At 45.8% G+C, this 15917-nt stretch carries 13 protein-coding genes; 9 read left to right on the top strand and 4 right to left on the bottom strand.

Annotated features, from left to right (window positions below; translation table 11 throughout):
• The first annotated feature begins 196 nt into the window (after positions 1–196).
• Positions 197–565, top strand: a complete 369-nt coding sequence (locus AAC853_RS04665; protein ID WP_340613817.1) for a hypothetical protein — start codon at positions 197–199, stop codon at positions 563–565.
• Here AAC853_RS04665 and AAC853_RS04660 read toward each other — a convergent pair.
• The 3 genes from AAC853_RS04660 to fdhD all read right to left on the bottom strand — a co-directional run bounded on the left by AAC853_RS04660 (position 562) and on the right by fdhD (position 3911).
• Complete coding sequence (locus AAC853_RS04660) at positions 562–1995, bottom strand: surface lipoprotein assembly modifier (protein WP_340613816.1); 1434 nt, start codon at positions 1993–1995, stop codon at positions 562–564. The two genes, AAC853_RS04665 and AAC853_RS04660, sit on opposite strands and share 4 nt — an antisense overlap.
• 110 nt (positions 1996–2105) lie before the next feature.
• Positions 2106–2822 (bottom strand): Slam-dependent surface lipoprotein, encoded by a 717-nt coding sequence (locus tag AAC853_RS04655; protein ID WP_340613815.1) that lies wholly within the window; start codon positions 2820–2822, stop codon positions 2106–2108.
• Positions 2823–3065: 243 nt separating this feature from the next.
• Positions 3066–3911 carry a formate dehydrogenase accessory sulfurtransferase FdhD gene (fdhD, locus tag AAC853_RS04650; RefSeq protein ID WP_340613814.1) on the bottom strand — a complete coding sequence of 282 codons (846 nt, stop codon included), beginning with the start codon at positions 3909–3911 and terminating at the stop codon, positions 3066–3068.
• Between the two features lie 144 nt (positions 3912–4055).
• On the opposite strand from fdhD, the gene fdnG reads away from it, so the two are divergent.
• From fdnG to AAC853_RS17770, 5 genes are all read left to right on the top strand, one after another.
• A complete protein-coding gene (gene fdnG, locus AAC853_RS04645; RefSeq protein ID WP_340613813.1) occupies positions 4056–7103 on the top strand; it encodes a formate dehydrogenase-N subunit alpha in 3048 nt (1015 codons plus the stop codon).
• A 12-nt stretch (positions 7104–7115) separates the two neighbouring features.
• The gene (fdxH, locus tag AAC853_RS04640) at positions 7116–8042 is read left to right on the top strand and encodes a formate dehydrogenase subunit beta (RefSeq protein WP_340613812.1); all 927 of its coding nucleotides are present in this window, start codon (positions 7116–7118) and stop codon (positions 8040–8042) included.
• Positions 8039–8680, top strand: a complete 642-nt coding sequence (gene fdoI, locus AAC853_RS04635) for a formate dehydrogenase cytochrome b556 subunit (protein ID WP_340613811.1) — start codon at positions 8039–8041, stop codon at positions 8678–8680. Before fdxH ends, fdoI begins: the two co-directional genes overlap by 4 nt.
• Positions 8681–8823: 143 nt before the next feature.
• Positions 8824–9081, top strand: coding sequence for a type II toxin-antitoxin system RelB/DinJ family antitoxin (locus AAC853_RS04630; RefSeq protein WP_273557825.1), 258 nt, complete (start codon positions 8824–8826; stop codon positions 9079–9081).
• The gene (locus AAC853_RS17770; RefSeq protein WP_422824190.1) at positions 9075–9176 is read left to right on the top strand and encodes a type II toxin-antitoxin system YafQ family toxin; all 102 of its coding nucleotides are present in this window, start codon (positions 9075–9077) and stop codon (positions 9174–9176) included. Before AAC853_RS04630 ends, AAC853_RS17770 begins: the two co-directional genes overlap by 7 nt.
• A 131-nt stretch (positions 9177–9307) precedes the next feature.
• Here the strand turns inward: AAC853_RS17770 and AAC853_RS04625 are convergent, their stop codons facing one another.
• Entirely contained in the window at positions 9308–11383 is a 2076-nt protein-coding gene (locus AAC853_RS04625; RefSeq protein ID WP_340613810.1) for a plasmid pRiA4b ORF-3 family protein, read from the bottom strand.
• Positions 11384–11646: 263 nt separating this feature from the next.
• Here AAC853_RS04625 and fdhE point away from each other — a divergent pair, with 263 nt between their 5' ends.
• From fdhE to selB, 3 genes are read left to right on the top strand one after another with little or no spacing between them, the layout of a single operon-like run.
• Positions 11647–12531: a formate dehydrogenase accessory protein FdhE gene (fdhE, locus tag AAC853_RS04620; RefSeq protein ID WP_340613809.1), complete on the top strand. Its 885-nt coding sequence runs from the start codon at positions 11647–11649 to the stop codon at positions 12529–12531.
• A 16-nt stretch (positions 12532–12547) separates the two neighbouring features.
• The gene (selA, locus tag AAC853_RS04615; protein WP_340613808.1) at positions 12548–13942 is read left to right on the top strand and encodes an L-seryl-tRNA(Sec) selenium transferase; all 1395 of its coding nucleotides are present in this window, start codon (positions 12548–12550) and stop codon (positions 13940–13942) included.
• 18 nt (positions 13943–13960) lie between these two features.
• A complete protein-coding gene (selB, locus tag AAC853_RS04610; RefSeq protein ID WP_340613807.1) occupies positions 13961–15850 on the top strand; it encodes a selenocysteine-specific translation elongation factor in 1890 nt (629 codons plus the stop codon).
• The last annotated feature ends 67 nt before the right edge of the window (positions 15851–15917 follow it).

Genomic DNA, 15917 nt, shown 5'->3' with positions numbered 1-15917 from the left:
GAAGTTTAATGCGTATATATGGAGAAATATTCGTTCTCTGTTGTGGAAAATAATGAGTTATGGTGAAATTTGAGCGCAAATAACCAATCAAGTACATGTTATATATTTATTTTTTGCGTTGTAGAAAGCCGTTATTTAAAAGAATAAGGGGCATATCTCATATATCTGTCTGAAAAAAGCAAAGTGGAGATGCATTATGGAAGCAAAAATGGTTATTCAGTCTGTTGAAGAAAGGACAGATCTTGGTGATGAGGTAGAGGAGCTTATTGATAACAATTGGCCTCTATTTATCGAATATTACGGATGGAAAAATGGTAAAGGCGAACCATTTGATCCGTGGATACGTACCCATTGTCGATTAGGCGCCAAAATCATCAAGCCCGCCCTGCGCTCCATGGATATTTATGGCACTTTGGAACAGTGGCAGGAATGGACAGGCATGAAGTTTCCGCAAAGCGGGGAATACGTTATTCCGGGTGGTCTGGTGCCATTGGTAGTAGATGTTGAAAAGCAGATGGCTTATTACATTGAGCCTAATTTGTGGATGTACCATAGCCTCGATTAAAAAGATTTTTCTAACTGTATCTGTACCTCGTTTTTATCATAACTGTATAACCAGTTCACATTACTGTGATTGTGTCGATGGCGGAAAGTTAAAGAAGGTGTCATGCCCAATATCTTCGCGGCAGGGAATTTAATGGCGGCAGTATAGATTTGTTCATTGTCCTGGCGTCTGGCACCCAATAATGCGCTGTAAGCACCGAAGCGTTGTTGCCTTAGAGTAACAAGCAGTGAACCATTAATGCGGGAATAGAGTTGTCCAGCTATTCCCGCACTTATGCTCCGTTGTTGGTAGCGATCTGCCGGGTATTGATTATTTCGATAGCTCCAATTGCCGCCACCAAACAGAATTAATTTTTCATTGATAACATGAGATAGGCTGAAATAGGATGAGGAAAGTTCGCCGTCTTTCCTGCGGTAAAGCGGTTGATAACTCAATTTTTTATGTCCAAGTTCAACATTAAGGATGGTTTGTTTGGTGATAGCCCATTGCCACTCTATTTTGGCACCGATAGCATGATATTCAGTCTTCCCTGCCCGCTGTTGATATTCAAATAGAGAGCCAAAGGATAAATCCTGGTTCCTGTTTTTGTAGTTGTAACCACTGGTCAGCAAAAACATATTTTCGTTTTCGTCGTGATAATTGCGATAATTTTCACCATAAATCAGCCCGCGGCCAAAAATACCATGATGGCCGACAAGCGGGTAACGTCGGCTTAAAGTAGCGCTGTAAGTCCCGCCCCATGCTTTGATAGGTTTCGGTATGCTCCGTTCAATGATGCACTGTCCCTTGATAGACTGCAGACAGATGGGTCTCTGATTTGGAGACATATTGATATTATCGTCATAGGCATAGCCAAATGAGAATGAACCGCTCCAGTCATTTCTTTGGGTTACTGCGGCCAGATAACGGTCAATATTCTTCAAGACCATTTCTGGTAATTGATATTGTTTACTGATTTCTTTAAATAGTTGCTCGGACTCCCGATTTTTGTGATCTTCAAAATAAACACGAGCCAGCTCCAGTTTGATGCGAGTAAAATTCGGTTTTTGACGTAGGATCTTTTGATAATAAGAAGTCGCCAGCGCTAAATTCCCTGCAAGATGTGCGAGTCCGCCTTGAGCAAAATCGATAAGTAACGGATCGTACCCAGGAATTTTTTGATAAATCAGCAAGAGGCGCCTGACGTTTTGCCACTGCTGGTGGTTAATAGCAAGGTACAGAGCTTGACTGATACCCTTAAGATTATTTTCCACTTTTATAGACGTCGCGTTTGGGACTTCAATTTCCTGGTGATTGTATCGTGCTTTTTGCCAAATCTTGGGGCTAATATTTTCAGTGGCATAAACTGTCGGGGAAAAGAATGAGAGCAGCAGCATGATAAGAAATATTGGCAATATTTCTTTTGCAGTCACTTTTTTTTGATCAGACATAACAAAATCCGCTTCATAAGCCACCGATTTATTTGAAATAAATCGGGTAAAGAAGATGAAGAGAAAACAGCGTCCAAACAAAATGACACTGTTTTCTGGAGAATTAATAATTATTCTTTAGCACCGCCGAAGGCAGTATCTTTGTTTCTGTCGCTATCAAATTTGGCATACCCTGCCAGAGAGGAGGCGGAATCACCGAAGAATTTTCCATCGGTAACGCCATTAATATTGCTGTTGGCTGTGGCTTTACCGGAAAATCCGGCATCATCATTTATATTGGCATCGATACCAATATTGAGTGAACCATTGCTCAGTGAACCATTCAGCTTTTTGTTACCAAAATCCGCAACGAGTTTGCCGGAGAGGAGATTCTTGCCACTATACTGGCTTAAGCCTTTTACTGTATAGGACGCAGTGCCACCTGTTGGCAGATTGGTTGTCACATTTTCGCCCACATAAAAAACAGTATGAGTGACATCCGATTTATCAGGCGTTTTTTGAGCCCATTCTCCAAAGTAAACTTCTGTATTGGGAATCTGACCGATATCGATATACTGGTCCTCGATATCGAAAAGTGAACCATCAATTTCGGCATGATAGATGCCATTCTTGTCAAGTGTAGCGAAACCTTTCAGTTGGGAGGCAGAAAGTAATTGACCTTTTGCTTTGGATAAAGTGATACCCAGGGCGGGTTCACCATTTACCTCTCCGATTATAAGATGTGGATCGGTTTCTTGTTGGCTTATACCATACTCGATTTTTGCCTGAGCCTGTGTAGTAAATCCAACAATGCCTAACATGGCGATTAATATATTGAGCTTTTTCATAAGCAACCTCACAGAGTATTGAATGTCTTGTTATCCTGTCATAAGAGCGTCCTGAGCTTTTTGTGTGAAAGGTGTGCGCAAAAAATGCGCAGCAAATAAAATGTATGTTGGTTAAATAGCGCTGTAAACTATAAGTTATAATTATGTTTCTTATTTGTTTAATCTCATTGCTTGTGCAAAGTAGAGGTGAGTTAATTGAAATTAAGTTGTTTTTTGAGGATGGAATGAATTTGTGGATTTCAATTAATCCACTAATCGTTGAGGGTGGGTATACACTGTTGCTCGCCCTGGCTTGCAAAATCCGATCAACGTTAAATGACATTTCTGGGCGACTTGAATGGCAAGTGAGGTTGCGGCAGAAACGGCGAATAAAATTTCTACCCCGCAATTAGCTGATTTTTGTACCATCTCATAACTGGCACGGCTGGAAACTAACACCGCACCTTGTTGCCAGCCTGTTTTTGCTCGCATTCCCAGTAACTTATCCAGTGCAACATGGCGGCCAACATCTTCACAACCACCAAGCAATTTGCCCTCTGGATCAATCCAACCTGCCGCATGGGTACAGCCGGTAAGTGTGCCGATTTCCTGAACATGTGGTAATTGGGCAAGCGCAGCATCAAGGCAGGAGAGTGAAAACGTTTGGGTGAAAGGCAGGGGCGTAATTGGGCGAAAGATTTCTGCGAGTTGTTCGGTGCCACAAATACCGCAACCCGTTCTGCCAGCCATATTGCGTCGGCGCTCTTTTAATCCCGCAAAACGGCGGCTGGAAAGCTCAATGTGCAGTTCAATGCCGCCATGGCAGCTAACTATCGTATCAATCCCCCGAATTTCTTGCGCAGATGTGATAATCCCTTCTGACAAGGAAAACCCGATAGCAAAATGATCGAGATCTTTCGGACTGGCCATCATTACGACATGGGAAATACCGTTGTAGACCAATGCAACAGGGACTTCCTCTGCTACCCAATCCGGCGTTGGATTGCTCAAGGAGCCGCTTTGTTTGGCATTTTTTTGTTGTACATTGGTGCGAAAAACACCGCTGATCCCTCCCATATTTAACTCATTTTCTGACCTTTTATTTTTCATTAATGAATTCCCCAATAGTTTGATTCATAATACTGTTTGTGTGGATAATATATTATCAATCTGTGTCCTGATAAGAAGCAAATACACCCGCGGAATTCCTGTCATGCGGTGTGTTAATGAGCAATGTGAGTGAGGAGATCCCCCATGCAAGTCAGCAGAAGGCAGTTCTTTAAGATCTGCGCTGGCGGTATGGCGGGTACGACGGCAGCCGCGCTGGGGTTTGCCCCAGGCGCAGCGATTGCACAAACACGTAACTACAAATTGTTGCGTGCGCGTGAAACCCGAAATACCTGTACATACTGCTCTGTCGGTTGTGGATTATTGATGTACAGTCTTGGTGATGGCGCTAAAAATGCCAAATCAACTATTTTTCATATCGAAGGGGATCCGGATCATCCTGTGAACCGTGGTGCCTTATGTCCGAAAGGGGCTGGCTTGGTGGATTTTGTTCACAGCAAAAATCGCCTGCTCTATCCAGAATATCGTGCCCCAGGCTCCAATCAATGGCAGCGAATAAGCTGGAATGAAGCCTTCGATCGTATCGCGAGATTGATGAAACAAGACCGCGATGCCAATTTCATCAAAACCAACCAAGATGGTGTGACGGTTAACCGCTGGCTGACAACGGGTATGTTGTGTGCGTCTGCGGCCAGTAACGAAACCGGTTTTTTATCGCAGAAATTTAGTCGCGCGCTCGGCATGCTTGCCGTAGACAACCAGGCGCGTGTCTGACACGGACCAACGGTAGCAAGTCTTGCTCCAACATTTGGTCGCGGTGCGATGACCAACCATTGGGTGGATATTAAAAATGCGAACTTGATTGTCGTGATGGGCGGGAATGCGGCTGAAGCACATCCTGTCGGTTTCCGTTGGGCGATGGAAGCTAAAATTCACAACAACGCTAAACTGATCGTTATCGATCCTCGCTTTACCCGTACGGCATCCGTGGCGGATTTCTACACGCCTATCCGTTCCGGTACGGATATTGCCTTCTTGTCAGGTGTGATTTTATACCTGATAACCAATGAAAAAATTAACCGTGAGTATGTCGAGGCCTACACCAATGCCAGCCTGATTGTGCGGGAAGATTTCTCATTCGATGATGGCCTGTTTAGTGGCTATGATGCTGAAAATCGCCAGTACGATAAAACGACATGGCACTATGAGCTAGATGAGAAGGGCTTTGCCAAACGGGACAAAACGCTGAGCCATCCACGTTGTGTCTGGAACCTACTGAAAGCTCACGTCAGTCGTTATACACCGGATGTTGTGACTGATATCTGTGGAACACCGAAGGAAGATTTCCTCAAGGTGTGTGAATATCTGGCAGAAACCAGCGCGAAGGACAAAACCGCTACTTTCCTGTATGCACTGGGTTGGACGCAACACTCCATCGGCGCCCAGAATATCCGTACAATGGCGATAATCCAATTACTGCTCGGTAATATGGGTATGGCAGGCGGTGGCATCAATGCGCTGCGCGGTCATTCCAATATTCAGGGACTGACAGATTTGGGGTTGTTATCCCAAAGCCTGCCGGGGTATCTCTCCCTGCCATCGGAGAAACAGGCCGACTTGCAAACTTATTTGCAGGCGAACACACCAAAAGCCACCGTTACAGGTCAGGTCAACTATTGGGGAAATTATCCGAAGTTTTTTGTCAGCCTGATGAAGAGTTTTTATGGTGATAATGCCCGTAAAGAGAATGATTGGGGCTTCGATTTGTTGCCGAAGTGGGATAAGCCTTACGATGTCTTGCAATATTTTGAAATGATGTCGAAAGGGGAAGTGAATGGCTATATCTGTCAGGGCTTCAATCCAATGGCATCATTCCCGGACAAGAACAAAGTCGTCGCCGCTTTGTCGAAGCTGAAATTCCTGATCACGGTTGATCCTCTCAGTACCGAAACGTCATCATTCTGGCAAAATCATGGTGAATTCAACGATGTTGATCCTGCCACCATTCAGACTGAAGTATTCCGTTTACCCTGTTGCTGTTTTGCCGAGGAGAATGGCTCAATAGTCAATTCAGCTCGCTGGCTGCAATGGCACTGGAAAGGTGCGGACGCGCCAGGGGAAGCGATTGGGGATGGTGAAATTTTGTCGGGCATTTTCAAGCGGCTGCGTGATTTGTACCGTGAAGAAGGCGGTGCTGCGCCAGAACAAGTCTTGAGCATGACATGGGATTATTTCGATCCTGACGCACCAACAGCGGAAGAGGTGGCCCAAGAAAGTAACGGTCGCGCTTTGGCTGATTTGCTGGATAACAACGGCAATGTTTTGGTGAAAAAAGGGCAGCAATTATCCTCTTTTGCTCAATTGCGTGATGATGGCACTACCGCCAGCGGCTGTTGGATTTTCGCTGGAAGCTGGACGCCGGAAGGTAACCAGATGGCGCGCCGCGATAATGCTGATCCATCCGGGATAGGGAATACACTGGGTTGGGCATGGGCGTGGCCACTGAATCGCCGCATTCTGTATAACCGCGCATCTGCTGATCCACAGGGCAATCCGTGGGATCCCAAACGCCAGTTGATTGCATGGGATGGCGATCAATGGCGCGGAGTGGATATCCCAGATTACAGCAACGCAGCCCCAGGAACGGATGTTGGACCTTTTATCATGCAGCCAGAAGGTATGGGGCGCTTGTTTGCCATCGACAAAATGGCAGAAGGACCGTTCCCTGAACATTACGAACCGTTTGAAACGCCGTTGGGAACCAATCCGTTACATCCGAATGTGGTTTCCAATCCGGCCGCCCGTGTGTTCAAGAGCGATTTTGAAGCTATGGGGAAAGCCGATAAATTCCCTTATGTCGGCACCACCTACCGCCTGACTGAGCATTTTCATTTCTGGACAAAACATGCGTTGTTAAACGCTATCGCCCAACCAGAGCAGTTTGTGGAAATTGGTGAACGGTTGGCGGCAGAAAAGGGCATCAAACAAGGCGATACCGTTAAAGTTAGCTCCAGCCGTGGTTATATCAAGGCCAAGGCGGTGGTGACAAAGCGTATTCGTACCTTGAATGTTCACGGCCGTGAAGTGGATACCATCGGTATTCCGATTCACTGGGGCTTTTTGGGCGCGGCGAAGAAAGGTTTTATTGCGAATACCCTGACGCCGTTTGTCGGTGATGCCAATACGCAGACGCCGGAATTCAAGGCATTTCTGGTTAATGTGGAAAAGGTGTGAGGGAGAAAAATTATGTCATTGCAAACCCAGGACATTATTCGTCGCTCTGCCACCCATTCATTGACTCCCGCGCCTCGTGTGCGGGATCACCAGCAAGAAGTGGCAAAGCTGATCGATGTGACAACCTGTATTGGCTGTAAAGCGTGTCAGGTAGCATGTTCAGAATGGAACGACATTCGTGATGAAATTGGGCACAACGTTGGCGTTTATGATAATCCGGCTGACCTGACAGCGAAGTCATGGACAGTGATGCGATTTTCCGAAGTGGAGGAGCATGGCAAGCTGGAATGGTTGATCCGTAAGGATGGGTGTATGCACTGTGCCGATCCGGGTTGCCTGAAAGCTTGTCCGGCGGAAGGCGCGATTATTCAATATGCCAATGGCATCGTTGATTTTCAGTCAGAACAGTGTATCGGCTGTGGCTATTGCATTGCCGGTTGTCCATTCAATGTACCGCGTATCAACAAAGAGGATAATCGTGCCTACAAATGTACTTTGTGCGTTGACCGTGTTGGTGTAGGACAAGAGCCGGCATGTGTGAAAACTTGTCCAACCGGTGCGATTCATTTCGGTAGCAAGCAGGATATGAAAGCGCTGGCGGCAGAGCGGGTTGAAGAGCTTAAGGGACGTGGTTATGAAAATGCCGGTTTGTACGATCCCGAAGGCGTAGGTGGAACCCATGTTATGTATGTGCTGCACCATGCCAATAAGCCTCAACTCTATCATGGATTGCCGGATAATCCGGTTATAAGCCCAACTGTCACCTTCTGGAAAGGTATCTGGAAGCCATTAGCTGCAATCGGTTTTGCCGCGACTTTTGCTGCTGCCGTTTTCCATTACGTGGGTATTGGTTCGAACCGTATTTCCAGAGAAGAGGAAGAAAGCGCACTTAAAGAGATTGATTCGGACAAGGCAAATAATGAGGAGGTGAAGAAATGAAAAAGCGTAACGATACCATTATCCGTCACTCTCCGGTTGAGCGAATCAATCATTGGGTGGTTGTGGTTTGCTTCCTGTTTACCGCCATCAGTGGATTAGGTTTTTTCTTCCCCTCCCTGAACTGGCTGATGAATATCTTTGGTACGCCGCAATTGTCACGGATATTGCATCCGTTTGCGGGTTCGGTGATGTTCTTTCTGTTTGTCTTTATGTTTTTCAGGTATTTCAAACATAATCTGATCGACAGGGATGATATCGAATGGGCGAAAAATATTCACAAGGTACTGCGTAATGAGGAAGCGGGAGATATCGGACAGTATAACCTCGGACAGAAAGGCATTTACTGGTCAGTAAGTCTCTGCCTGTTTCTCCTGCTTATTAGTGGCATTATTATCTGGCGCCCGTATTTTGCGGAATATTTTCCTATCCCATTGATCCGAATTGCTTTGCTGGTTCACTCACTGGCGGCGATTGGTCTGATCCTGACGATTATCATCCATGCTTATGCGGCGTTTTGGGTAAAGGGATCAGTGCGAGCAATGGTAGAAGGTTGGGTCACACGTGGCTGGGCGAAAAAACATCATCCGCGTTGGTATCGTGAAATGGTGAAACAAGAGCAGCAAAAAGAGAAAGAATGAGTTTGAGGCAGGGTATTTTGTGTACTCTGGCTCATTTCTACAGTTATTGTTCTTAAGGTTATTGTAGTAATTGATAAACGTTACTTTGTGGCTACAACATGGCTGCAATGTTCATTGTTTGTACAATAAATGAGGGCGTTTGTATGATTGAGACCATCGTAAGAGCCAGAGTATCTTCAGCTTCTAAAGAAGCGGCTATGGCGAATGCTAAGGCTTTGGGGTTGGATTTATCTACCGTTATCCGTATGCTTGTTAACCGGCTGGCTGTTGAGGGACAACTTCCCGATGGATTTTTTCAGCCAAATAGCGAAACCTTACAAGCTATTCGTGACTTGGAAAATGGTAAAGGAGTTCATCGAGTCAATACAATTGACGAACTGAGAGATGATTTGGACTGGTAGAACATGTTGACAATTGTTTACTCTTAATTTATCAATGCACTGATATAGAACTGATATTGTACCGTGTTGGAAGCCATGCTGATTTGTTTAAGTAGCCATCAGTAGTCGAAAATGGATATCTTGGTTCTCAGAAAGGGAAGAAAACCGGAGGCCGTTTTCTCCTCCGGTTTATCAGGTGCGCCGTAAAACCCCGTCCTTCAGAGGGTGTCGTAAAAGGGGGAGGATGTCAATGACTGATGAGTGTCTTGAGCCTCTTATTAACCTGCTGTTTATCAAAAGGTTCCAGTGACTCACTTGGGGATAATCCCACAAGTTCTAATTGTTCTGCTTCATCTTCCGTCAGGAGTTTCTTTTTTCTCAACTTGAGCAAATAGTTCCAACTCCAAATGCCACCGGAATCTTCCGCCGGACACATGCCATTACCTGCGGTCACTTCAGGCTGGATAATATCTTTTGGTAACACCTTCTCTAGCGTTATTTGATGGAACCAATCATCGCCAAAGTCATATTGGTAGTTGAATTCATCGCCGGCTTCCTCCAGAAATGCACCGATGCATAATTGGTCATACTGTTCTTCTGGAATATCGATTCCTGCAAAACTAAAACTGAATAGATGAGCATTTTCCCAGCCCATGGCAGCTTGTATCACATCATGAAATTCACTGAGTGTGAGTTGATTGCTGACACGGATCCGGCGCCATACGGCGGGTGTTGCATCGAATAAACTCACTTTAACAACAAAACCTTGCGGCTCAATCTCTTCCTCTTGCTCCATGTAGAAATATTCAAAGCTGAGTTCAGACAAGGTATCAAATAAGGCAAATCTCTTGCGATTTAATCCAGGATCTCTGAGGGCATAGGCCAAATCTAAATATTGCTCTACCAGATATGGCGCTTGTGGTGGCAATCTGTATTGTTCGATTGAAGCGGAATAAGTCAGACGTTCAATAAACAGCTCGCGGTTTGCGTAGTAATAGAGCTTCAATAAATCCCTGGGTTTTTTCGCTTTCAACAGGCATTCTTCCGGCGCCAGCCAAGACAATATTAATGATGAACCCATGGTGATGCCAAGACGATTCTGATCCTGTCGCTTCAGATCAGCTTTATACCCGAACTTCTGGCTCCAGTGTTCAAGCTCAAATGCTTCTGGCTGTGTCCATTCGACGGGAAGTTGTGACAACCAATAAAGTGAGTTGAGATCGAGTGGGGTATGTTGATTTTGCTGGACTGAAAATATCCACGGTAAAATTTGTTGCAGCCAGTCAGGGGAGACCGGAGTAAAGTCAACATATGCTTCACTATTATTGCTCAACTCTTCAATCAGTTCGGGGATTGTGCTCTCAGGAGCAATATTCATAAAGCTTTCACGGATACCAGATTTAAAATCTAGCATCATATTCATTTGATATTCTTGACCATCCAGTGTAATTGTCATCATCATGCTGGCACAGTCATTGCCATCAACATGAGTGACGTATAATTCGTGTATCTTCGCTGTTTCCCGCGGCTTACTGTGGTGCGACATCGCCTTTTTTTTCCAACGCTTAAAACAGGAGTGAATGGCAGGATGGCGGTTAAATTGTGCACACAGATTGATCAGTTGCAGATAGGATAAGTTTGCCCATGCAGAAGAAGGACAATCGTCCAATGTTTGCGCACAGGCAAGGGCGACGGGTTCTTCAAAGTATTGGGTGAGTAACAGCAGGGCATCGATACCCCATGAATGCTTGGCAACTTCCGCCAACAGATGAGGTAAGGCTTCATGGGGAATGATGGATAGGCCGTTTTCAAAAAAGTCAATAAATTCAATGCCAGAATGAATTTCAAACTGCTTAAACAGTTGGTTCAAATTTAAGGATTTTTTAGGGAAAGTTGCTATGTTGGTGTCATCAGTAGATTGAGGTGCATCCAGTAGCTGGGTGATGTCAGTTTTGATATGAAATTGATTTCTTTTCAGGACTGATACACATAACAACATGCATTCGCTATTAATTTCGAATTCTTCTTTGGTATTCAGCAAAATTTGCTCAATGATCTCTTCGAACAGTTGTTTGGTTTCAGCAGGCAATTTGTTTGCTGTTAATGCAAGTTCCGCTATGGCAACTTCAAGCCAATGGTTAATGCTGTCTCCTATCTCCGTCATCGCTTCCTTGGGCAGCGTTAGCACCAGGCTAATCAACAAGAAGACGTTTTCTGGATAGGAAAACCACTGTATCTGCTTTGGCGTTAAGGAACGTTGTTTATCGGGAGTATGGGCGTATTTTTCTATTGCAGATAACAATTTTTCAGGTGTTAATTTCATTATCAACCTCTTCAATATATCTATATTTCAACTAAGAAGAGATGCTGGTTATCACGCTGTCATATCCACCATTCCCCTTTACGATTATTCAATAGTCTAACCTGAATTTTTGTGATGGCAGTAAGTTTGTGTTGAAATTTATCCACGTTACTGCTTTGTGGTCTGTAACTTGAAATCGATAGGATCTGGCAATGCCATTCCGCTGTTTGGCGGGGTAAGATGGTTGGGGATTTACATATCAACATAACTGGAAGGTGAGATTGATGAGTATTCGCATTGCCCCTATTCCCCCATTATTGTTTGTCAACCTGAAAACGCTTTACCAGCAGCGTGCTGAGCGTCTGAAAACGTTGGCAACCGAAAGCAACCCATTTGCAAGTTATCTGAATTTTGCGGCAGAAATTGCCCAAGCACAGCAAAAAGCGTGGTATGACAATCCGCTGGAGATGGAATTGGATGAGCTTCTTGGTCGTTCCCAGCAAGAAATTCGTGTCCCATTGGATTGCAAAACATTGCACCGTACCCAGCATTGGCAGAATATTCTGCACGCCCTGATGGCGGAATTGTTGCCTACCGTACCTGAACATGTGAAACCTGCCCTCGAAAATCTGGCAAAAAATTCAGAACAAGAGTTAGAAGAGATGGCGAGTGCGCTACTCAATAGTGAATTCAGCAAAGTTAGTGCTGATCAGGCGGTGTTTGTTTGGGCAGCATTATCTATCTATTGGGCACAAATGGCCAGTTTGATCCCCGGCAAGGCACGGGCGGGATATGGAGAACATCGCCAGTTTTGCCCGATCTGTGGCAGTATGCCGGTTGCCAGTGTGGTGCAAATCGGCACTCACCAAGGGCTGCGTTACTTGCATTGTAACCTGTGTGAAAGCGAGTGGCATGTTGTCCGTATCAAATGCAGTAACTGTGAACAAAGTCGTGACCTGAGTTATTGGTCACTGGAGAGTGAGCAATCGGCAATCAAGGCAGAAAGTTGTGGTGATTGTGGTAGTTATCTCAAAATTCTGTATCAGGAAAAAGATCCAAATATCGATGCTGTGGCCGATGATCTGGCGTCATTGATTCTGGATGCCAAAATGGAAGAAGAAGGTTTTGCCCGCAGTAGCCTGAACCCTTTTTTGTTTCCTAACGAATAAATGGGGTGGGGAAGCGATGACACAAGCAATCAACTCGCTGTACCGTCAATTACCCTCCATTGACAGATTGTTGCGGGAGCCAGAAATCACCTCGTTGGTTGCGTCATATGGACAGACGCAAGTGGTGGAGATATTGCGGGACATGCAAGAACAGGCGCGATTTAATATTCGTGAATATCAGACCTTGCCAGAGTGGAGTGACGATTGGGCTGCATTATTGCAGCGAAGATTGGACAAGGTTCAAGCAACTGCCTTGAAACCCGTTTTTAACTTGAGCGGAACGGTGCTTCATACCAATTTGGGCCGTGCATTGTTAGCGGAATCAGCAATTGAAGCCGTGACACAGGCAATGCGTTCGCCGGTCACGTTGGAATATTCTCTTGATGGTGCTAGTCGCGGGCACCGTGATCGCGCATTGGCTGATTTACTCTGTACGTTAACAGGGGCAGAAGATGCCTGCATCGTTAACAATAATGCCGCCGCTGTTTTACTGGTGCTGGCAACAGTGGCGCAAGGCAAAGAGGTTGTTATTTCCCGCGGTGAATTGGTAGAGATTGGCGGGGCGTTCCGTATTCCTGACGTGATGGTGCAAGCAGGTTGTCGTTTGGTGGAAGTGGGAACAACTAACCGAACGCATTTAAAAGATTATCAGCGGGTAATCAATTCTGATACCGGTTTGTTGATGAAGGTGCATACCAGTAATTACAGTATTGAAGGCTTCACCGCTGAAGTATCGGCAGAAGCCTTGGCGACGCTGGGTATGGCATCCCAAATCCCGACAGCCATCGATCTTGGTAGTGGCTCCATGACCGACATGACACAGTATGGTTTGCCGGCTGAGCCGATGCCCCAGGATTACCTGAACCATGGTATCGATTTGGTGACCTTTTCTGGTGATAAATTATTGGGTGGCCCGCAAGCTGGCATTATTGTTGGCAAAAAACAGTGGATAGACGCTATCCAGCAGCATCCCCTAAAGCGCGCATTGCGGGCAGACAAAATGACGTTGGCGGCACTGGAAGCCACTTTGCGCCTCTACCAACACCCTGAGCAACTTCGCCAGAACTTACCGACTTTGCGCCTGCTGACTCGTACACAGGGTGAAATCCGTGATATGGCGCAACAGCTCATTCCTCAACTTCAGGCATATTACAGCGAAAAATTTATTGTTCGTGATGAACCTTGCTATTCCCAAATTGGCAGTGGTTCTTTGCCAGTGGATCGGTTGCCCAGTTGGTCGCTGACTTTTACTGCCATCGATGGTCGTGGCAGCACATTGGAAAATTTGGCTCACCAATGGCGCAATTTGGAAAAACCGGTGATTGGGCGTCTGTATGATGGGCGGTTATGGCTGGATCTGCGTTGCCTGGAAGATGGAAATGCATTATTGCAGGCACTTTTGCTGTTATAAGAAATAGGCTTGATAACTATGATTTTTGCCACAGCGGGACATGTTGATCACGGTAAAACGACGCTCATTCGAGCGATCACGGGGGTTGATACGACCCATTTGCCGGAAGAGAAAAAACGCGGGATGACTATCGATCTCGGTTATGCCTACTGGCCGCAGCCAGATGGATCTTCGGTGGGGTTTGTCGATGTGCCGGGACATGAAAAATTCCTGTCGAATATGTTAGCGGGGATGGGTGGAATAGATCATATCCTGCTGGTTGTCGCTTGTGATGATGGTGTCATGGCTCAGACACGGGAACATCTGGCAATTTTGCGTTTGATTGGGCGACCTGATATTACGGTTGTATTGACCAAAGCGGATAGCGTCGAACAAGCACGGATTGAGGAAGTCCGGCAACAAGTCGGGCAATTATTAGCATCACAAGGTTGGCAATCGGTGCCTTTGTTTATAACGGCAGCCGCCATAAAAGAAGGCATTATCCCACTAAGAGAGCATTTGCAGTCTATTCACCAATCTTATGCTATCCATCAAGTTCGCTTCCGGCAAAATCCACAACATGAAAAATTACAGCAACGCTTTCGTTTGGCTATCGATCGCGTTTTTACTATTAAAGGTGCCGGGTTGGTTGTCACCGGAACGGCGTTAGCGGGAAGTGTCAATGTTGGCGATATGTTATGGCTGATTGGCAGTGATCAAAGCGTGAGAGTGCGTGGCTTGCACGCCCAGAATCAACTCGTTCAACGTGCTACAGCGGGACAGCGTATTGCATTGAATATTGCGGGGGATATCAGCAAAGAGCAAATTTCCCGTGGCGACTGGCTGTTATTACAAAAACCCTCGTTTGCGGCTGAAAAAGTGTTAGTCGAAATTGAAGCGGATTTACCGCTGCAAAACTGGCAATCTCTCCATATCCATCATGCTGCCAGCCATATCACCGGCAGAATTTCTATCCTGAACTCGCTAACCGCTACGCCAATATTGGCTGAGCTGACGCTGGATCGTCCTTTGTGGCTGGTGGAAAATGATCGCCTGGTACTGCGTGATATCAGTGCCAGAAAAACGCTGGCTGGGGCACGAGTCGTTAGCTTAAATTCCCCGCGCAGAGGGAAACGCCAGCCTGAATTTCTTCATTGGTTATCCCAACTGGCCCGAACGAGCAGCCATCTGGAAAATCTTACCTTATATTTAACACGTGGTGCACTGTTACTTAGCCACTTTGCCTGGGCACGCCAGTTGACAGAAAATCAGCTCAACAACTTGTTGGTTGGGATGGAGGTGATGGTTGCGGGTGATTGGGTTTTATCACTGCATCATGTGGTGCTGGCAGAACAAAAGCTATTGCAGACTGTCGTGGAATACCACGAAAAACACCCTGATCAATTGGGTGTGGGTAAGGCGCGTTTGAAACGAATGGCTTTGCCGACACTGGATGACATGCTGGCTTATAAACTTATCAATCGGCTATTGGAACAAGAAGTGCTAAAACAAACCCATGGTTGGTTGCATTTGCCTGAGCATGGATTGATGTTTACCCCAGAGCAGGCGTGTTTGTGGTTAAAAGCAGAACCTTATTTTAAAACGGAAGCGTGGTGGGTGCGCGATTTGGCAACTGAAATGGGGGAAGATGAAGAGGTCATACGTCGTCTTTTGCGAAAAGCGGCACAATTAGGACTCGTTATCGCCATTGTGTCTGATCGTTATTACCACCGACAGCAGATTCAGCAGCTTGCTGATTTAATTCGCAACTATTCTCAGACTAAGGGCGGTATAACAGCAATCGATTTTCGAGATGAATTAGGGATTGGCCGGAAACTGGCGATTCAAATACTGGAATACTTTGATCGTACGGGTTTTACCCGCAGGAAAGCGAATTTGCATGTTCTACGGGATGAGGGCATTTTTTAGCATTTTATTTACAGTATCTCTGACAATCTGTGCTATTTTTCATCGGGTTGGCAAACTGAACTCATGT

The sequence above is a fragment of the Xenorhabdus thailandensis genome (genome assembly GCF_037996785.1).
Taxonomy (GTDB): Bacteria; Pseudomonadota; Gammaproteobacteria; order Enterobacterales; family Enterobacteriaceae; genus Xenorhabdus; species Xenorhabdus griffiniae.
Note: the sequence above shows the minus strand (reverse complement) of the source record. Positions and strands in the feature narration are given on the sequence as shown.